The 18,535-nt window shown below is 42.7% G+C and carries 19 protein-coding genes; 18 read left to right on the forward strand and 1 reads right to left on the reverse strand.

The window, feature by feature from the left end:
- Position 1 precedes the first annotated feature (1 nt).
- The 10 genes from B808_RS04600 (at position 2) to B808_RS04640 (ending at position 8,310) form a co-directional block, all read left to right on the forward strand.
- Positions 2-589: a nicotinate-nucleotide adenylyltransferase gene (locus B808_RS04600; protein WP_009166756.1), complete on the forward strand. Its 588-nt coding sequence runs from the start codon at positions 2-4 to the stop codon at positions 587-589.
- On the forward strand, positions 573-1,172 hold the full coding sequence (gene yqeK / locus B808_RS04605) for a bis(5'-nucleosyl)-tetraphosphatase (symmetrical) YqeK (protein WP_009166757.1): 600 nt from the start codon (positions 573-575) through the stop codon (positions 1,170-1,172). The genes B808_RS04600 and yqeK overlap by 17 nt, the downstream gene beginning before the upstream one ends.
- A 15-nt stretch (positions 1,173-1,187) precedes the next feature.
- Complete coding sequence (rsfS, locus tag B808_RS04610; protein ID WP_009166758.1) at positions 1,188-1,547, forward strand: ribosome silencing factor; 360 nt, start codon at positions 1,188-1,190, stop codon at positions 1,545-1,547.
- A 3-nt stretch (positions 1,548-1,550) separates the two neighbouring features.
- The gene (locus tag B808_RS04615; RefSeq protein WP_009166759.1) at positions 1,551-2,294 is read left to right on the forward strand and encodes a class I SAM-dependent DNA methyltransferase; all 744 of its coding nucleotides are present in this window, start codon (positions 1,551-1,553) and stop codon (positions 2,292-2,294) included.
- The gene (locus B808_RS04620) at positions 2,291-3,448 is read left to right on the forward strand and encodes a nucleotidyltransferase (RefSeq protein WP_009166760.1); all 1,158 of its coding nucleotides are present in this window, start codon (positions 2,291-2,293) and stop codon (positions 3,446-3,448) included. Before B808_RS04615 ends, B808_RS04620 begins: the two co-directional genes overlap by 4 nt.
- A gap of 52 nt (positions 3,449-3,500) precedes the next feature.
- A complete protein-coding gene (locus B808_RS04625; protein ID WP_009166761.1) occupies positions 3,501-4,055 on the forward strand; it encodes a YceD family protein in 555 nt (184 codons plus the stop codon).
- Between the two features lie 41 nt (positions 4,056-4,096).
- On the forward strand, positions 4,097-4,279 hold the full coding sequence (gene rpmF / locus B808_RS06485) for a 50S ribosomal protein L32 (protein ID WP_009166762.1): 183 nt from the start codon (positions 4,097-4,099) through the stop codon (positions 4,277-4,279).
- Positions 4,280-4,404: 125 nt separating this feature from the next.
- Positions 4,405-5,859, forward strand: coding sequence for a glutamate--cysteine ligase (locus B808_RS04630; RefSeq protein WP_191975882.1), 1,455 nt, complete (start codon positions 4,405-4,407; stop codon positions 5,857-5,859).
- Positions 5,860-6,120: 261 nt separating this feature from the next.
- Positions 6,121-7,542, forward strand: coding sequence for a glutamate--cysteine ligase (locus B808_RS04635; RefSeq protein WP_009166765.1), 1,422 nt, complete (start codon positions 6,121-6,123; stop codon positions 7,540-7,542).
- A gap of 69 nt (positions 7,543-7,611) precedes the next feature.
- The gene (locus tag B808_RS04640) at positions 7,612-8,310 is read left to right on the forward strand and encodes a Bax inhibitor-1/YccA family protein (RefSeq protein ID WP_009166766.1); all 699 of its coding nucleotides are present in this window, start codon (positions 7,612-7,614) and stop codon (positions 8,308-8,310) included.
- Positions 8,311-8,516: 206 nt separating this feature from the next.
- Here the strand turns inward: B808_RS04640 and yidC are convergent, their stop codons facing one another.
- Positions 8,517-9,458: a membrane protein insertase YidC gene (gene yidC, locus B808_RS04645; RefSeq protein WP_009166767.1), complete on the reverse strand. Its 942-nt coding sequence runs from the start codon at positions 9,456-9,458 to the stop codon at positions 8,517-8,519.
- 192 nt (positions 9,459-9,650) lie between these two features.
- On the opposite strand from yidC, the gene B808_RS04650 reads away from it, so the two are divergent.
- From B808_RS04650 to B808_RS04685, 8 genes are all read left to right on the forward strand, one after another.
- Positions 9,651-10,421: a TrmH family RNA methyltransferase gene (locus tag B808_RS04650; RefSeq protein WP_009166768.1), complete on the forward strand. Its 771-nt coding sequence runs from the start codon at positions 9,651-9,653 to the stop codon at positions 10,419-10,421.
- A 19-nt stretch (positions 10,422-10,440) separates the two neighbouring features.
- Positions 10,441-10,941 (forward strand): HDIG domain-containing metalloprotein, encoded by a 501-nt coding sequence (locus B808_RS04655; protein ID WP_009166769.1) that lies wholly within the window; start codon positions 10,441-10,443, stop codon positions 10,939-10,941.
- 11 nt (positions 10,942-10,952) lie between these two features.
- Positions 10,953-11,309 carry a winged helix-turn-helix transcriptional regulator gene (locus B808_RS04660; protein WP_081716742.1) on the forward strand — a complete coding sequence of 119 codons (357 nt, stop codon included), beginning with the start codon at positions 10,953-10,955 and terminating at the stop codon, positions 11,307-11,309.
- 265 nt (positions 11,310-11,574) lie between these two features.
- Positions 11,575-12,612, forward strand: a complete 1,038-nt coding sequence (gene pheS, locus B808_RS04665) for a phenylalanine--tRNA ligase subunit alpha (protein WP_009166771.1) — start codon at positions 11,575-11,577, stop codon at positions 12,610-12,612.
- Positions 12,613-12,627: 15 nt separating this feature from the next.
- Positions 12,628-15,039, forward strand: a complete 2,412-nt coding sequence (pheT, locus tag B808_RS04670; protein ID WP_035422215.1) for a phenylalanine--tRNA ligase subunit beta — start codon at positions 12,628-12,630, stop codon at positions 15,037-15,039.
- Between the two features lie 23 nt (positions 15,040-15,062).
- Complete coding sequence (gene udk, locus B808_RS04675) at positions 15,063-15,722, forward strand: uridine kinase (RefSeq protein ID WP_035422217.1); 660 nt, start codon at positions 15,063-15,065, stop codon at positions 15,720-15,722.
- Positions 15,723-15,789: 67 nt separating this feature from the next.
- Positions 15,790-16,266, forward strand: a complete 477-nt coding sequence (gene greA, locus B808_RS04680; RefSeq protein ID WP_009166774.1) for a transcription elongation factor GreA — start codon at positions 15,790-15,792, stop codon at positions 16,264-16,266.
- 148 nt (positions 16,267-16,414) lie between these two features.
- Positions 16,415-18,478 carry a peptidoglycan D,D-transpeptidase FtsI family protein gene (locus B808_RS04685; protein WP_035422219.1) on the forward strand — a complete coding sequence of 688 codons (2,064 nt, stop codon included), beginning with the start codon at positions 16,415-16,417 and terminating at the stop codon, positions 18,476-18,478.
- Positions 18,479-18,535 lie beyond the last annotated feature (57 nt).

The raw sequence follows: 18,535 nt of genomic DNA on the forward strand, positions 1-18,535 counted from the left end.
GATGGAAACAGAGAAAATTGGAATTTTGGGCGGTACTTTTAATCCGATTCATCTTGGTCATCTTATCATGGCGGAGCAGGTGTTAGATCAGCTCCACCTAGATCAAGTACGTTTTTTACCAAACTATTTGCCGCCGCACCATCAGCATAAAAGCGCAATTGCTGCTCCTGATCGAAAACGGATGGTGCAATTAGCCATTCAAGATAATCCGGATTTTCAGTTAGAAACAGCTGAACTGGAGCGGACGGGGATTAGTTACAGTTATGACACCATGAGAAAATTACAAGACGAGCATCCCACCGCTACGTATTATTTTATTATTGGGAGCGATATGGTGGCTGATCTGCCGACTTGGCATCGTAGCGACGAACTTCGACAACTGGTTCAATTTGTGGGGGTCCGGCGACCGCGCACCTCAGTGCCACAAGCACTACAGGAAGCAGTTGTGTGGGTTACGGTTCCGGAAATTGAAATTTCTTCGACAATGATTCGCAATAAAATCCGTCATCATGAGAAAATTCGCTATTTAGTCCCAGAAACGGTTAGAAAATATATCAAGGAGCATAATTTATATGAGTCTAGAACCTGATCATTATGAACAATACGCCGCTGATTCACGATCCGGAATTATTTCGAAATTGAAAAAACATCTTGATAAAAATCGTTTTGAGCACTGTGTTCGTGTGGAAGCTACCGCCCGAGAGTTAGCAGCTGCTAACGGAGCTGATCAAACGATTGCTGGGTTAGCTGGGTTAGTCCACGACTATGCTAAGCAACGGGATGTGGCTGAGTTTCAAGGCTTGATTCGGCGGTTTCAGCTTGATCCAGAATTATTAAAGTATAGTCGTGCGATTTGGCACGGTTATGTCGGCTATTTGTTAGTGCAACAGGAATTGGGAATTAATGATATTCGGATTTTAAACGCAGTGAAATATCATACAATTGCGGCACCGGTCATGAGTGTGTATGACAAAATTGTGTATATGGCTGACTATCTTGAGCCTAACCGCTCATTTGCCGGGGTTGAAATGGCCCGGGCTAAAACCCAGGCTAGTTTAGATGAGGGAGTTGTTTTTCAGAATCAGCAAACAATGACCTTTTTGATTGAGCGGGGACAAGCAATTTATCCGGCTGCGCTTGAAGCATATAATGCTTTGGTACCTAAGTCATAATCAATGGGAGAATTTATGGATAATCAAGCAATTTTAAAAACAGTAGTAACTGCCGCCGATGATCGGCGCGCGCACAACATTGAAGTTTTAAATATTGAAAAATTGAGTATCGTTGGGCGCTATTTTGTCATTATGGATGCAAGTTCAAGTCGACAGGTAAAAGCGATTTCTGACCACGTTCTTGACGAATTGGCAATTCAAAAAATTAAAGTGGAGCACTTGGAAGGAAAGGATCAGTCCAAGTGGATTTTATTAGATTTAGGCGACGTTCTGGTGCATATTTTTACAACGGAAACGCGAGAATTTTACAAGCTAGAGAAGTTATGGGCTGATGCGACTAACGAAGATATTTCAGCCTGGGTAACAGAGGATTAACTCATGATTTATGCTGAATTTGCTAGCTTCTATGATCAGTTGTTTGATGAACGGCTGTACGATCGCTGGTTAAGGTTTGTCCAACAAACAGTTCCCTTGCCAGCTTCCGTTCTAGATGTAGCATGCGGAACGGGTCAATTATTGGTTCGTTTGCAATCTGCGGGCTTTACTGTGACCGGTTGTGATCTGTCGTTTGAAATGCTATCGCTTGCTGATCAGCATTTGCAAGCTGCTGGCAGTGAAAATGTTTTGCTAGTTCAAGCAAATATGCTGGACTTAACTGATTTCCCCCAGTTTTCTGCTATAACTTGTTTCGATGATTCGCTTTGTTATCTGGCTAATCAAGCTGAGATGCAACAAGTTTTTCAACAAGTCTATCAACATCTCGAGAGTGGTGGTAAATTTTTGTTTGATGTCATTACGCCTTATCAAACAGACCAGAAGTATCCAGGCTATATGTATAATTACCATGATGAGGAGCAGGCTTTTTTGTGGAGTAGTTACGCTGGTAAACAGGAACATTCGGTTGATCACGAACTAGTTTTTTTTAAGTATGAACCGGTTAAGCAAGCCTTTGCCCGTTATGAAGAGTTGCACCATGAACGTACTTATCCGCTTACCACTTATCGGCGACTGTTACACGCTGCGGGTTTTTCACATGTGATCGTCACCAGTGATTTTGGGGAAAACGAGCCAACTCCAACCACAACCCGCTGGTTTGTGGTAGCAGAAAAGAGGAACGCATGACAGCGCTCACGGCAGTTGGGATTGTAACAGAGTACGATCCTTTTCATAATGGGCACGCTTGGCAAGTGCGGCAAGCCCGGCTGCAAACCAATGCCGACGTAACCGTTGCGGTTATGAGTAGTAACTGGATGCAGCGGGGGGAACCGGCAATTTTTGACAAATGGACGCGAGCCCGGTGGGCATTACAAGCCGGGGTTGATCTCGTAATCGAGTTGCCCGTGGGCTCTGCAGTTCAACCAGCTAGTATTTTTGCGGAACAAGCAATTCAGCGCCTGGCTGCCTTACACTGCCAGTTTTTAGCCTTTGGTTGTGAACATCCCGATTGGAATTTCACTAGGTTTTCTACTTGGAAACTGACTACTAGTTCTGTTCAGACTACTTATAATGCCCCATTTGCTGCTAATTTCCAGAAAGATTTGTTACAGCAGCACGGCTTGCAGTTGGACGAGCCTAATGATACGTTAGGTTTTTGGTATGCTCAAGCAGTAGGAAAGTTGCAGCAACCGTTGCAGTTAGTTCCACTTCCACGACTTAAAAGTCATCATAATGATGCGGCGATTACGGGTACCATTGCTAGTGGAACCGCAATTCGGCAGTCCATTTACGAAGGAGAATTACAGCAGGCGAGTCAAGCAATGCCAGTGACCGCTACCGCACTGCAATCACAACCAGCCATTAGTTGGAATGCATTTTGGCCACTCTTGCAGTATCAGCTGACGCAGAGTTCATTAGCCCAATTACGGCGGATTTACCAAATGACCGAAGGTTTGGAGCAACGGTTGCAGCAGGCGGCGCTACAGGCTGTTAGTTTTCAAGATTTTTTGAATAAAGCAAAAACTAAGCGGTATACATATGCTCGGTTACAGCGGCTGGCGGTGTACACGCTCTTACAAGTTACTGATCAGATCCTTGAGCACCAACCAGCCAGTATTCGAATCTTGGGAATGACGGCAAAGGGGCAAGCATACCTACATCAAGTTCATGGACAGACTAATTTGCCAATGATTACGCGGGTTAGTAAAAGGGCATTGCAACACCAATTGTGGTTGGAGTGGAAGGCTGGGTTATTAACTGAACAAGTCACCCATCTGCGACAGGACTTGTATCGGCAGCCAATTCGAATTGATGATACTCCATCAAGGAGTAGACCTTGACATCGAAAAAGAAAATTCGTATAATTGGCTTCGTTGGACTGGAGGGGTTAAGATGAAGTGGTCGTTTGAAAAATTACAAGGCTACGTCAAGCAACCATTTACAGAGCAAGCAACTCTGACAATCCAAAAGCAGCTACAAGCACGTTATCCGGATGAGATTATCAGTGCCACCGCCTTTGAGGTATCAGTGGTTGCACGAGCTGATCAAGGCGATGTAATTGTCGATGCTGATATTAGTGGTTCGGTAACAGTTCCTTCGAGTCGCTCGTTGATTCCAGTTACCTTGCCATTGGATTTTCATGTGACAGAAATTTATGTTGCAACCGAGGCAGCGTTACGGCGCTACGAAAATAATGAAATTGTGCTGATAGTTGATGATTCTGGCACAATTGATTTTGAAACGGCGGTTGTTGACAACGTACTTGTACAAATTCCGATGCAAGTTCTTACGCCTTCAGAACGAGCAGGTGCAGATATGCCGGCTGGTGAAGACTGGAAGGTCGTTTCTGAGGATGAATATCGAAAGCAACGAGCGCGGACTAATCAGGTTGATCCACGGCTTGCCGACTTACAGGGTTTTTATACTGACAAGCCAGACAAGCATTAATAATTCACTTGTGGAAATTAAATTTAAGGGAGGTTTTGCAAATGGCAGTTCCAAAACGAAAAACATCAAAAGCTCGGCGTGATATGCGACGGGGACACATCAAATTAAATGTACCGGGGATGTCTCCTTGTCCTAATTGTGGTGAGCTACGTAAATCACATTACGTATGTCCAAGTTGTGGTTATTACAACGGCAAAGAAGTTGTCGCACAAAAAAACAACTAATCATTTGAACAAAGAATTTCGAAAACACCATGGGTTTTCGGAATTCTTTTTTTGTTGGGTTGCAGTAGTTTGACGACCCAATTTTAAATTGCTAGACTATAAAAAACAAAATGATGGGGTTAGGAATGATGCAGAGACAACGGGGTACGAGTAGTTCCAATCCAAATTGGTTTGCCGGTAAATTTGGTTTAGAAGTTGAAGCACAACGCTATGATTTAAAGCAACAACGCCTGTCGCGCTATCCACACCCCACTAATTTGGGCGATCGCAGAACCCAGCCGTACTTTCAAAGTGATTTTACCGAAAGCATGGAGGAATTAGTGACGACTCCACAGCCATCAACGAAGGCAGCCTTATCCCAATTACATACGCTACAATCATTATTGCAACAATCATTACGATCTGATGAAATCATGTGGCCGTTATCAATGCCACCAGCAGTTACTGATCGGGATTTAGAATTAGTCAAAAGTAGTGCTAAACGGCGTCCATGGTATGCTGATTATTTGAATTATTTGTTGGAAAAGTATGGACCCTTGCAACAACTAATTGCCGGAGTTCACATTAATTACTCACCTACAGCCGCGATCATTTCCGCCTTTCAACAGCAAGGTTCCTATGCTGATCGGCAAGCAGCGCAAACGGCGTTGTTATTTTCTCTAGCCCAGCAACTAGTTGGTTATCGTTGGTTGATTACGTATTTGTTTGGAGCAACGCCGGTCAGTGAAAATGCTAACCGTCAATTCCCGTCAGAAATAATCCAGCAGTTTCCAGTTCGCTCCCTGCGTTCTAGTAGCTATGGCTATGCTAATCGATCAGAAGTTCAGATTTCTTATGCTAGTCCAACAATTTTCTTTAGAGATTTACAAGCGGCCGTAGCTACCCAAAAGTTAGCTAGTGTCAGCGAATTTTATGGTCCCGTTCGGTTGAAAGGTGGGGATTCACTTACAAAGTTACAGGCAACTGGACCACAGTACGTTGAATTTAGGCTGTTTGATGACGACCCGTTCAGCAACAATGGAATTTCAGCGGAGGCGCTAAATTTGGTTCATTTGTTGATTGTGGATGCGCTTGTAAATCGACCAGTCTGGACTGCCGCCGATTTGCAAGCTGCCATGCAAGCCAATGAAAGCGTTGCTCTTGCGCATCCAGAGACCCCGCTTGCGCCTGAATTATATCAGCAAGCCCTCCAACTTGAGCACCGGCTCTCCGGTTTAATCGCTCGAGCGCCGTTAGTGCTACGGTCATCGTTAGCAGCAAGTCAAAAATTTTTGGTTCAGACGATCGCACACCCTAACCAAACCCGGGCAGGCCAATTATTACCCTTCTTGCGGGGAAAGTCACTTACCCACTATGCACAAGTTCGTGGCTGTCAAATTAAAACTAGTTATGCCAACCAAACGGCAGACCAAGCCATGCCCGAAATTCCGACTAAGTTTCATGGAATGTATCTCCAAGCTTTACAGTTAGGTTTCCCAGTAATGGTTACGGTTGATCAGCACTTGAAAGTTACTATTAACGGACGACAACATTACTTTACGAAGCCAGTGAATCTAACTAACTGGGCAGAGGTTAATTAAGTATTGACGAACTACTGGTTTCTCGCTAGAATTACTAGCAATATTAAGGTCAGTGGGAAGTCTCAATAAAAAGGTCTGGAACACTGAAAAAGTTCAAACTAGTGCCGGTTATCGCTCTGATATTGATTTTGATCATGATCGAGTGAATAGCTGGGAAAGTATTTAAAATTTTTGGTGGTAATACTAGTGATTTTCGGCTCATACCCTTAATTTAGGTTGGGGTGGTGGGACGAAAATTTTTTATTTTGGAGGGCAGCACTCATGAAAACGCTTACGGGTTTATTTGAGGGTCACTTAGGAATTGAAATTGAGGAACACCGCGTGGATCTTAATACCAAAACGTTATCTCGTGCTCCGCATCCACAAGCGCTCGGTGATCGTCGTTCCCAGCCGTATTTTCAGACGGATTTTTCTGAAAGTATGGAAGAATTAATCACAGCTCCACAGGATTCAGTAGTAGGTGCTTTGGCAAATTTACGTAGTCTACAGGCGATCCTACAGCTGAATTTACAACCTCAAGAAATTATCTGGGGCTTGTCAATGCCACCACGGTTGCAGGAATCGGATGTTGTGTTTTTAAAGAATACTTTTCATCGGGACTGGTATTTGAAGTATCGAAACTGGTTATTAAAACATTATGGTCCGTTTCACCACATTATTTGCGGGGTTCATGTCAATTATTCACCGCTGGATGCTACGATAGCTAATTTTCAACAGCAACACCATTTGACATCAACAGTCACGGCTAAAAATCGCTTGTTGTTTTTAATTGCGCAACAAATCGTGGGCTATCGGTGGCTGGTAACTTATTTTTTTGGGGCTGCGCCGGTTAGTGAGAATCCAGCGGATGACCTACCAAAACAATTACGGTCTTTGGCACCTGTCCGATCTTTTCGGTCTAGTTCATATGGATTTGCAAATCGAGCGAATGTAAGAGCTTCATATGCCAATTTGACTAAATTTATTGCTGATTTACAGCAGCTGATTGCGACGAAACAACTAGCTGGAATGAGTGAATTTTATGGACCCGTTCGCTTGAAAGGGGCGGAACTGTCAGATTTACAAACGAAAGGGATTGAATATTTAGAGTTTAGAATTCTTGATGATGATCCTTTTGTAGCAACGGGAGTTTCTGCTAAGAGTTTGTATTTTCTTCAGTTTTTAGTGGCAGATGCACTTAGCCAACAACATGAATGGACCGTTTCGGAACTGGCGGCGGCGGAACAAAAAAACGAGGAAGTTGCTTTACAACATCCACAGCAGCCACTCACCACGGATCAGTTTCAGCAGACAATTCGACTGTTGCAGCGCTTTGAAAAATTAATTTCTTCTGCACCAGTAAAACTACAGCCTGATTTAATTGCAACGCTTCAGTGGCTGCAATCAGCCCTAGATCATCCCCACCAAACGGTTAGTGGACGTTTACTTAAAAAAATTGAGCACGGTTCATTAACTGCTTTTGCCTTGCACCAAGGTCAAGGGTATCGGAAACAATTTCAAACAAGTCCCGCATCGACTAATTTTCCCCAAGTTCCAGCTAACTTGCGGCAAAGTTATATCAAACTTCATCAAGTTGGTCTCCCAATGAAGCTGATTGAAGGTGGTTGGCTCGAGGTTCAATTACCTAGCGGAAAAAAGACGGTGTTACATTCGGATGACGATTTAAATCGTCTAGGTTACTAGTTAGGAATTATGATTGATTCATGTTATAATTGATTCCAATCTTAATAAAGATCAGAAAGGGTGTTAGCGATGAACGGAGAAATGTTTGGAAACACCGCTGAGTTAGCGCAACGGTTAGTTGCTAAAACTTATCAAAAGGTTTGTGGCGGTTTAGTAGTAACTGGAATTGTTATGTTATTGATGTCCACCTTTATGAGAAGTTTTGTAACTTCGATGGGACTTGGAAGTTCATTATTGATTTTATTGGTTGCTTTGGGACTGATGTTGGCACTGGGTCACTCAGTTAACGATGAAAAGACGAGTGCTTCGACAACCAACACGATTTACTATTTGATGACCGTCTTGTTCGGAGTATCCTTAAGCCCAATCCTGATTTATTATCGGATGGATACAATTGGACTTGCATTTTTAGGAACTGCTGTGATGTTTGGTGGGTTGACCTTCTATGCTAATCGAACGACTAAAGATTATCTACGGTTTAGTTCGTACTTGACGTGGGGGTTATTGGCAGCGATTGTGTTGAGTGTGGTAGCTGTTCTCTTGAGAATTCCCACTTTATACATCATTATTGACGTTGTAATGTTAGTTATCTTTGCCGTTTTCATTGTGATGGATACGCAAAGTGTTCGTAAATATGCTGAATACGTTGACTCTGAGACAAAATTACAAAAGTTCAGTACAATTGGGGCGCTTAACATCTATTTGGACATTTTGAATATTTTCCAGATTCTAGTTCAACTACTTGGAATGAGTAACGATAATAATTAAACGGTGCCTGCTCAGTTAGGTACACGACTACTTTTACCATTTAAAATGATTACCGTAATTAGGCGGTCGGTTGCTGATATTTTTCTAGCAATCGGCTGCCTATTTTATTACTACCAATACTTTATTTAGACATAAAAAATCCCCCAACAGTTAATTGAGATTTCATAACTATCGGGGGATTACTTGTTCAGTTGGAAATATTTTTGTTATTGCTTAGGACGGTGCTGTTTGTTTTGGTTACGAACTCGATTTTTTTCTGATTGATTATCTGCTGGCTTCGAAATTGTTTCCGCTTTGGCAGCTGCCTCGACGTTTGCTTCAATTTGTTCAATTGAATCTGGTAATACCACTTTAGGCGGATTTTTCGCCGTTTCAGCTTGAATATTTTTAATAATCCGAGGGCGATAGGCATTAACAATTAATTGTTGGACGATTGCGAACACTCCACCAATAAAAAAGTAAATTCCGAGCCCTGCCGGGGACGAAAGAGTTACGAAGAAAATCATAATGGGGCTAATCAACATCATGGCGCCCATTTGTTTTCGTTGAGATTTAGGCATGCCTTGAATAGCGAGATAGCCTTGAACGGCATAAACCACCAGGGAAAGAATCGCTAGCAGAATGCTACGTTGACCTAACTGGATCCCCAAGAAGACGGAATGGGAAAGTTCTGGTGAATACCGAATGGCTGCATAGAGTGCCGCAAAGATTGGCAACTGGATTAAGAGCGGTAAACAACCAATACCGCCCGTCATGCTGATATTATTATCCCGATAAAGTTGCATCATTTGCTGGTTAAGGGCGACTTGTTCAGCTTGATCTTTTGTTTGTCGAATCAATTTCTGAAGTTTGGTCAGCTGCGGCTTAATCAAATTCATCTTTTCTTGCTGAATGGTGGATTTCTTTAACTGACTAATCATTACTGGCAACAAACAAAGTCGAACCAGGACGGTAATGACAATCAGAGACCAGCCGTAGCCACCCACGAATTGAGCGAGCCAATCCATGATTTTTTGTCCGGGAATGGCCAGATAATCATAAACAAAACCATAAGGATGACCCTTTGCATCAGTTCGAACGCAGCCACTTAATGTAATAGCAGCTAGGAGTGCGATACTTATCAGGGTTATTTTGCGTTTTTTTTTCATAGGCAGTAGCTCCTTTGATAATTAGTCATACTGGTTTAGCTTACCTTAAATAGTTGGGGACTGCAATTGGTGAAGCGCTTATAAGGCAAATATTAATGATTTTTCAGCAATAAAACTACTATAATTTTAATGGAATTTTAGATAAATGTGGTAAAATTAACTAAGCTAAAAAGGATAGTGGGAGAGCGCTTTATGAACAGAATCGATTCCAAAAAAAATCCAACCGTAAAGGCAATCAAGAAACTAACGACTCCCGCAGGTCGAAAGAAAGCCAACCAGTATTTATTAGAAAGTTGGCATTTAGTGGGAGAAGCGCTCCAGCACCTGCCTACAACTCAGATTAATCTGATTTTAGCGACCGATCAGCAACTATTACAACATCAAGCGGCATTTCATGATAAAAATGTGACAGTAATTTCAAATGAAGTTGCAAAGGAACTCGGTGCCACGAGTACCCCTCAAGGGATTTTTGCAGTGGTAAATATTCCAAAGCAACGACAGTTTCCCCAATCGCTACAGGGTGCGTGGTTACTTTTAGATGATGTCCAAGATCCTGGTAATATTGGAACAATGGTTCGAACTGCTGATGCAGCTGGTTTTACTGGAGTTATTTTTGGAGACGGCACGGCTAGTCAATATAATGACAAGGTTTTGCGGGCAATGCAGGGGAGTCAGTTTCATCTACAACTCTTTCGGACGGATTTGCTGCCACTGGTTAAACGGTTGCACCAGCAAAATTTTCCGGTTTTCGGGACGGCGCTTGATCCTAATGCTCAGAATTATCGTGATGTTCAACCAATTTCAGATTTTGCTTTGGTAATGGGAAATGAAGGAAATGGGATGCAACCAGAGTTGTTGCGCCAGACTACTAATAATTTATATATTCCAATTACTGGTCAGGCAGAATCACTTAATGTGGCCGTTGCTGCTGCAATTCTAATGTTCCAACTACATCAAACTTAGCTGTAGAGGAGATGATGTGATGGTTTCAAAACGATGGCAGGATTGTCCAGACTATGTTGCTAATGTTTCTGATCTGTTGGAAAATCCAGCGGTTCAAAAATTAGCAAATTATACCCAACATCATCATTCAACCAGACTCAGACATTGTATCTATGTTTCATTTGAAAGTTATAAGATTGCAAAAAAATTAAACTTAGATGCACGGGCTGCTGCACGGGGTGGGTTACTACATGATCTATTTTATTATGATTGGCGAACCACTAAATTTGATGTTGGGTCACATGCCTATATTCACCCGCGGGTCGCACTACGCAATGCCCAAAAAATTACTAAATTAACGCCTAAAGAAGAAGATATCATCTTGAAACATATGTGGGGATTGACTCTAGCTCGCCCCAAATATAAAGAAAGTGTAATCGTTTCGTTGGTCGATGATTATGCGGCTGCCCATGAATTTATGGAACCGCTTGAAAATAAGTTTAAGCATGTTTTTAAAGCTTCACAAAATAAAAAGAAATGAGGATGGTAACTATGCCAGCAGTTAAAACAGCAAGTGACAATGGAGAATTTTTGTGTACTCGGTTCCAAGAAGCCTTTCAAATGTTGGGCAAAAAATGGAATGGGATGATTATTGAAGCACTGTTAATTGGTGATTCTTTACGGTTTTGCGAAATCTCAGAAAAAATTGAGAACTGTAGCGATCGGGTATTAACTGCTCGTCTGAAGGAACTACGCGAGTTGGATTTGATTGTAAGAAAAACGTTTCAGGACTCTTCCCTGATTAAATATGAATTAACTGAAAAAGGACGCGATTTAGCGCCAATTATGTCGGAAGTCCACGGGTGGGCCGATAAGTTGTGTGATGGCGATGAAGAGCTTGACCGTTAATCTAGTTTGTTTTATAGTCAGGGTAGTTACAAAAACGAGAGAGGTAGTAAGCACTGATTGGAACCACAGAGAGGTTAGAAACGCTGAAACTAACCAGAGGGGTGCTGAATTCGCTGTTCGTTAGTAGACATTCCTAACATTGTCCGATTGATGGCGTTATTCATCACAAAAGTGCATGTCAACTTGACATGAATTTGGGTGGTAACGCGAAGCTTCGTCCCTAGTCGGGATGAGGCTTTTTTAATCTAAAAAGAGGGGTTTAAAAATGAGTTTAGAGACCGATTTAGAACAAATCAAACAACAGGGGATTGAGAAAATAAAGGAAGTTACCAGCGAACAACAGCTGAATGATTTAAAAGTTAAATTTCTCGGCAAAAAAGGACAAATTACTCAGGCATTGCGAGAAATTGTTAATTTACCAGCTGCGGAACGCCCAGCAGCCGGGAAGCTTTCTAATACGGTTCGTGATCAGTTGCAAAGTCTAATTACGGCAAAGCAACAACAATTAGCCACCGCAGCACTTGATCGAAAGTTAGTGGATGAAGCAATTGATGTGACCTTACCAGGTAAAAATTATCCAGTTGGGCACCCGCATGTGATCCAAAGAATCATCGATGAAATTGAAGATATTTTCATTGGAATGGGTTATCAAGTTCTAACTGGTCCGGAGGTTGAAGAGGAACGTTATAACTTTGAAATGATGAATTTACCGAAGGATCATCCAGCGCGCGATATGCAGGATACTTTTTACATTACTTCAGAAATCTTGATGCGAACGCAAACATCGCCGATGCAAGCCCGTACGTTGGAGAAACATGATTTTTCAAAGGGGCCGCTAAAAATGATCTCTCCTGGGGTTGTCTTTCGACGTGATACCGATGATCCGACGCATTCTCACCAATTTCACCAAGTAGAGGGAATTGTGATTGACCATCACATTACCATGGCGGACCTCAAGGGAACGCTGGCTCAAATGTTAAAAGAAATGTTCGGTGATCGGCTTGAGATGCGATTGCGACCCAGCTACTTTCCTTTTACCGAACCATCAGTTGAAGTCGACATGACCTGTATGAATTGTGATGGAAAAGGTTGCCTAGTTTGTAAGGGATCCGGCTGGATTGAAGTGCTAGGGGCCGGGATGGTGCATCCTAACGTGCTAAAAATGGCCGGGGTTGATAACCAAGAATATGGTGGTTTTGCCTTTGGAGTAGGACCGGATCGACTGGCAATGCTCAAATATGGTGTTACTGATATTCGTGACTTTTATCTAAATAATCTTAAATTTTTGACCCAGTTTGACTAGGAAGGATGACTGTAAATGTTACTATCGTACGAATGGTTGACCAAATACCTTCAAATTGATCTGACCCCCACTGAATTAGGTGAAAAAATTGAGCGAACTTCTGTTGAGGTTGATAGCGTTACCCAGCGCCAAGCTGGACTGAAAAAGTTAGTGGTTGGTGAGATTGAATCAGTTGTTAAACATCCTGATGCGGGCCACTTGAATATTTGTCAGGTAGCCGTTGGTGCTGGCATCGTTCAGCAAATTGTTTGTGGAGCTCCTAATGTGACCGTCGGTAAAAAAGTAATTGTGGCTTTGCCAGGGGCTCGCGTAGCTGGAAACCAAAAAATCAAGAAGGCTAAAATGCGCGGAGTTAAATCGGATGGGATGCTCTGTGCTTTAGATGAGATTGGATTTGATGAGGAAATCGTTCCTGATGAGTGGAAGGATGGAATTTACTTTCTACCAGATGATGCCCAGCTAGGGGACGAAATTTATCATTATCTTGGAATGGATGAGTCACTGCTTGATTTAGACGTTACTCCTAACCGTGGTGACATGCTGAGTTTACGGGGAGTTGTCTATGATTTGGCAGCGGTATTAAACCAGCCGGTGATCTTTGATGAGACGCCAGCACCAGCCCTAGGGCAGCAAAGTAGTGCTACTGATATTTCAGCTGCTGCACCGGTGGAGCTCGCTACTCAATATCAGTTACAGGTGGTTAAAAATGTGACCGTTGCTTCGAGTCCTTTGTGGTTACAAATCAAGCTCTGGAATGCAGGAATTAAACCAATTAATAATGTGGTCGATGTGACTAACTATGTCATGCTAAAACTAGGTCAACCGCTCCATGCTTACGACTTAGACAAAATTACGGGGAAAAACTTACAAGTCCGTCGAGCCCAATCAACGGAACAACTAGTTACTTTGGACGGCACGCAGCGCGACTTAGATGATAACGATGTTGTGATTGCTGATCAGGCTGGTCCGGTAGCCTTAGCCGGTTTAATGGGCGGTGAAGCAACTAAAGTAAACGCTAAGACGCAACAAATCGTGCTGGAAGCAGCTGCTTTTTCAAGCGTTGCAACGCGAAAAATGGCGCAAAAAGAAGGACTGCATACCGATGCTTCCCAACGATTTGAGCGAGGAATTGATCAAGGCAATGTTACCAAGGCGTTAAACTATGCTGCCGGTTTATTACAACAAATTGCTGCTGGAACGGCGAGCCAAGGAACTGTTGTTGGACAGCAGACCCCGGTTTCTGAAACTAAGATTACTGTAACTCCACTTAAAATTAATCAGGTGTTAGGAACTAGTCTACAACCAGTGGAAATTGAACAGCTGTTCAAACGACTGGGCTTTAAAGTAACGCCAACTGCAACACAACTGGTGGTGACGGTTCCAACGCGTTGTTGGGATCTTAAGCTTCCTGCCGACTTATATGAAGAAATTGCGCGGATTTATGGTTATGATCATATTCCAACTACGCTACCGGTAACTAACACGACCCAAGGGCGCTTGACTGAGAAACAGCGGTTGTTACGACAGACCCGGCGAACGATGGAAGGTTTGGGATTTAGCCATGCCATTTCGTATTCGCTGACAACGGCAGCCAAAGCCACCATGTTTAATTGGGAACCAAGTGTCGAGACCAGCATGAAATGGCCAATGAGCAGTGATCATGCCGTGCTACGGCAAAATCTCATCGCTGGATTACTGGATGATATTTCATATAATCAAGCTCGTGGAGTTCAAAATGTATCACTATATGAACAAGGTCGTGTTTTTTTTCGGACACAAGCGCAAGTCCGTCCGATTGAAAAAGAGCACCTTGCCGGAGCTGTTTCTGGCTTCTTGGCGTCTGCCAACTGGGCGACGAACGCGGAACCGGTAGACTTTTTCCAGCTTAAGGGTCTAGTTGAACAGTATTTAGCTAGTTTAAACTTGGCGGGAACCATCCAGTACAAACCTACTAGTACGGTTAAGCAACTCCACCCCAATCAAACCGCAGAGGTGTGGTTATCAGATCAATTGGTGGGATTAATTGGGCAGGTTCATCCCCTCATCGCCCAATCATTCCACATTAAACCTACCTATGTTTTTGAGTTGGATTTAGAAAAACTAGCCCTTGCTCCTAAACAAGTGCAGCATTATCAACCAATCAGTGCTTATCCTAGTATCAAACGAGACATTGCAATGTTAGTTGGAGAGCAGGTTTCCAATGCGGCGATTGAAGCTGTAATTACCGACAAAGCGGGGGCTTATTTGCAAAGTCTGACCCTTTTTGATGTGTATGCTGGTAACCGTATTCCCAAAGATCAACGTTCACTCGCTTATTCACTGACTTTTTCTAATCCACAAGCAACTCTTCAAGATGAGATAATTAACCAAAAAATCGAAAAAATCACTACGGCCCTAAAAACTGAATTTCAGGCCACAATCCGCTAAGCTGCAAGTGAAAGGAAACAGCGATGACAATTATGAAGAAACGTCCAGTTATCATTGGAGTAACTGGTGGATCAAGTAGTGGGAAAACAACTGTTAGTCGGGCCATTTTAGAACGGCTATCAGGCCACTCCATTGCAATTATTCAGCAGGATTCTTATTATCGAGATCAAGCTGAATTATCCATGGCTGCTAGAAAACAAGTTAATTATGATCATCCGGATGCTTTTGATGATGATTTATTGATCGAACAACTACAGGACTTGTTACATTATCAAGCTATAAAAAAACCGGTGTATGACTACACTCAGTTTACTCGAAGCACCCAAACCATCTGTCAACAGCCGACCGATGTTATTATTTTAGAAGGAATCTTAACATTAAATGAACCCCGGCTTCGTGATTTGATGGATATTAAAGCTTTTGTAGATACTGATGATGATATTCGGTTGATTCGCCGAATTGAACGGGATACGAAGGAACGTGGTCGGACACTTGAAATGGTGATCCAACAATATTTAACAACCGTCCGACCAATGTATCAACAATTTGTGGAGCCATCGAAGCGCTATGCTGATATCATTATTCCGCGCGGGGGAAAAAATGTTGTTGCAATTGATCTGTTAACGACCAAAATCCAAGCAATTTTGGCAAAAACGACCACCTCAGTTGCCACTGACCGATAACTTTTGTTTGCCAGCTGCCGGTTTTCGTGATAAATTCTAAACTGAATAAAACAATTGAGGTGGAAAAATGGCTGAAGATCAAGTTTATCCAATGACTAAAGAAGGTAAGATCAAGCTGGAAGCCGAATTAGAAGATTTAAAGACCACCCAGCGTCCGCACGTCATTGAACAAATTAAAATTGCGCGAAGTTACGGTGACTTATCAGAAAATTCTGAATACAAGTCAGCAAAAAATGAACAGGCTTTACTAGAGAGCCGGATTAATACTGTGGAACATATGTTACAGTTTGCAGAAGTAGTTGACGATGAACAAACTGATCAAGATGAAGTTGGGGTTGGGAAAACCATCCAATTTCAGGAAATTCCTGACGGGGAAGTTGAAACTTACCAAATCGTCGGAGCGGCTGAGGCGGATCCACTAGCGGGGAAAGTTTCAAATGATTCGCCAATTGCCAAGGGGTTGTTGGGTCGAAAATTAGGAGAAACAGTCGACATTGAGATTCCTGATGGAGTTATGCACGTAAAAATTGTCTCCGTTAAGTAAACTTTTTAAAGCTCGTTGACCGTCTTGGTAGCGAGCTTTTTGTGTGGAGAATTAGTGACAAGCAATCATTGCGGGACAACGCCGAGAATGCAATAATAAGAGATAATTAATGGCTAAGTAAGCAGCTGACGATGCGAAGGGGAACATTGTGGGGAATTTTTTTGGCAGGTTTTTTAAAAAAAGAACACGGGCGAATCAACCAGAGCTGGCAAGTAGCAAGATTCCATTCCGACTAAACTTAATTTTTATATTAGTGGGCGTCTTATTTGCGGTCTTGATTTGGAAGCTAGCAGATTTGCAGCTAATTCAGGGAAATTATTTTAAATCGACGGTTAATCAAACCAATAACTCGACGACTTATGGGAACGTGCCCCGTGGGCAGATTTATGATGCCACCGGGAAATTGTTGGTGGGAAATAAGCCAGAACGGGCGATTACCTACACAAAGGGCCCTAAGGTGACGACAGTAGACATGTATCAAACTGCAACTCGCCTTGGGAACATAATTAAGGTGCCAACCGATCGCTTGACTAAGAAGCAAATAGCGCAGTATTACGTTGCAAATCCAAAAAATCAGGAAAAATTAAAAAATCGGATTAAAAATTATGCTCAGTTGGATCCAGATCAGCAACAAGCAGCGGCGGTCAAATTGGTCAAAACCGGAGATGTAGTTCCCTTTACGGCTGATCTAAAAAATAAAGCTGCAATTTTCAATTCTATGAGTGGGGCTTACCGTCTTTCGACTACTTACATTAAGTATGATCGGGTTTCTAACCAGGAAGTTGCAGAAGTTGGGGAACATAGTTCAGAGATGCCCGGGGTTCAAGTAGGAACCAATTGGATGCGAGAATATCCTGATGGTGATGGGATTAAAACGATCACTGGAACGGTAACCTCGAATAAAACGGGGTTACCAGATAACCGAGTTAATCAGTTATTAGCGCAAGGATACTCACAAAATGAATCGGTTGGGAATAGCAATTTGGAGGAGAGCTATGAACCGGTGTTGCGAGGGTCCAAGTCGCAAACAGACATCAAACTTAATAGTGATAACCAAATCATTAAACAGGTTCAAAAATATAAAGGCAGCCCGGGAGACAACCTGCAACTGACCATTAATGCTAAATTTCAATCAGATTTACAAAAATTGGTCAAGGGGGCACAAGCTGGTGGCAACGCAACAGGAACTTATGCGGTTGCTATGAATCCCCATACAGGCGGTATCATCGGAATGGCCGGAGTTGATCGGGATCCGAAAACTAATAAAGTTACTGAAAATGATATTGGAAATATCAACACGGCGATTACGATGGGTTCCGTTGTGAAGGGGGCAACCGTGTACGGTGCGCTACGTTCAAATGTTATTACCCCAACCAGTAGCACGCTAACGGATATGCCCATTAAAAATGGTGGAACGATTAAAACATCGTGGTTTAACAAAAATGGGAATGCCAACATGCCAGTCGATGCTTCGACAGCATTGGAAGTTTCTTCCAACTCGTACATGATGCAGCTAGCGATGAAAGAAGCTAAATTTAACTATGTTCCAGGAGCCCCATTGAACATGAGTCCTGATAGTTTTAATATTCAGCGTGGTTTCTTCAATCAATTCGGACTAGGCGTCAAAACTGGAATTGATTTACCAGGCGAATCAGCTGGAATTGAGGGACCCGGTGGGTTTGCGAATATCGGGAAGGCGCTTGATGAATCATTTGGGAATTACGATGGATATACCACGTTGCAGCTAGCGCAGTACATGTCAACCATTGCAAATGGTGGTTATCGAATGAAGCCACATATTGTCCAAAATGTGCGAGCTACGAATCCTAAAAATGGGGAATTGGGTGCCGTTAAGAATACGATTATGCCCCAAACGCTCAATCAAGTACCGATGACGCCCGCGGAGAGCAACGTGATTACTCGTGGTTTTTATCAGGTTGTTCATGGAAATAATAAGTATAAAACGGGGGGCGCATTGGCAGATATTTCTCCAGAAGTTTCTGCAAAGACGGGAACAGCACAAACTTTCTATAATGGGCAGCAAACGGTTACTTTAAGCCTAGCATCTTATGCACCATCAACTAATCCGCAGGTTGTGATTGCAATTGCCATGCCAAATTTGCCTACTGACGCAGAGAGCAACAACACTAACTTGGCAAAAGATATTTACAAAGCTTACTGGAGTGATGTTCAAAATGCTCCTGGTAAATAGTGTCAAGCAAAATTGCTTAACATTAATGAAGATCGGCAGTGGTAATTAAATGGAGGT

This window comes from Fructilactobacillus florum 8D (assembly GCF_000512295.1).
Taxonomy (GTDB): Bacteria; Bacillota; Bacilli; order Lactobacillales; family Lactobacillaceae; genus Fructilactobacillus; species Fructilactobacillus florum.

Coding starts and splice junctions, on each gene's coding strand:
- B808_RS04600 (WP_009166756.1), top strand. CDS start 2: ATGGAAACAGAGAAAATTGGAATTTTGGGCGGTACTTTTAATCCGATT.
- yqeK (WP_009166757.1), top strand. CDS start 573: ATGAGTCTAGAACCTGATCATTATGAACAATACGCCGCTGATTCACGA.
- rsfS (WP_009166758.1), top strand. CDS start 1,188: ATGGATAATCAAGCAATTTTAAAAACAGTAGTAACTGCCGCCGATGAT.
- B808_RS04615 (WP_009166759.1), top strand. CDS start 1,551: ATGATTTATGCTGAATTTGCTAGCTTCTATGATCAGTTGTTTGATGAA.
- B808_RS04620 (WP_009166760.1), top strand. CDS start 2,291: ATGACAGCGCTCACGGCAGTTGGGATTGTAACAGAGTACGATCCTTTT.
- B808_RS04625 (WP_009166761.1), top strand. CDS start 3,501: ATGAAGTGGTCGTTTGAAAAATTACAAGGCTACGTCAAGCAACCATTT.
- rpmF (WP_009166762.1), top strand. CDS start 4,097: ATGGCAGTTCCAAAACGAAAAACATCAAAAGCTCGGCGTGATATGCGA.
- B808_RS04630 (WP_191975882.1), top strand. CDS start 4,405: ATGATGCAGAGACAACGGGGTACGAGTAGTTCCAATCCAAATTGGTTT.
- B808_RS04635 (WP_009166765.1), top strand. CDS start 6,121: ATGAAAACGCTTACGGGTTTATTTGAGGGTCACTTAGGAATTGAAATT.
- B808_RS04640 (WP_009166766.1), top strand. CDS start 7,612: ATGAACGGAGAAATGTTTGGAAACACCGCTGAGTTAGCGCAACGGTTA.
- yidC (WP_009166767.1), bottom strand. CDS start 9,458: ATGAAAAAAAAACGCAAAATAACCCTGATAAGTATCGCACTCCTAGCT.
- B808_RS04650 (WP_009166768.1), top strand. CDS start 9,651: ATGAACAGAATCGATTCCAAAAAAAATCCAACCGTAAAGGCAATCAAG.
- B808_RS04655 (WP_009166769.1), top strand. CDS start 10,441: ATGGTTTCAAAACGATGGCAGGATTGTCCAGACTATGTTGCTAATGTT.
- B808_RS04660 (WP_081716742.1), top strand. CDS start 10,953: ATGCCAGCAGTTAAAACAGCAAGTGACAATGGAGAATTTTTGTGTACT.
- pheS (WP_009166771.1), top strand. CDS start 11,575: ATGAGTTTAGAGACCGATTTAGAACAAATCAAACAACAGGGGATTGAG.
- pheT (WP_035422215.1), top strand. CDS start 12,628: ATGTTACTATCGTACGAATGGTTGACCAAATACCTTCAAATTGATCTG.
- udk (WP_035422217.1), top strand. CDS start 15,063: ATGACAATTATGAAGAAACGTCCAGTTATCATTGGAGTAACTGGTGGA.
- greA (WP_009166774.1), top strand. CDS start 15,790: ATGGCTGAAGATCAAGTTTATCCAATGACTAAAGAAGGTAAGATCAAG.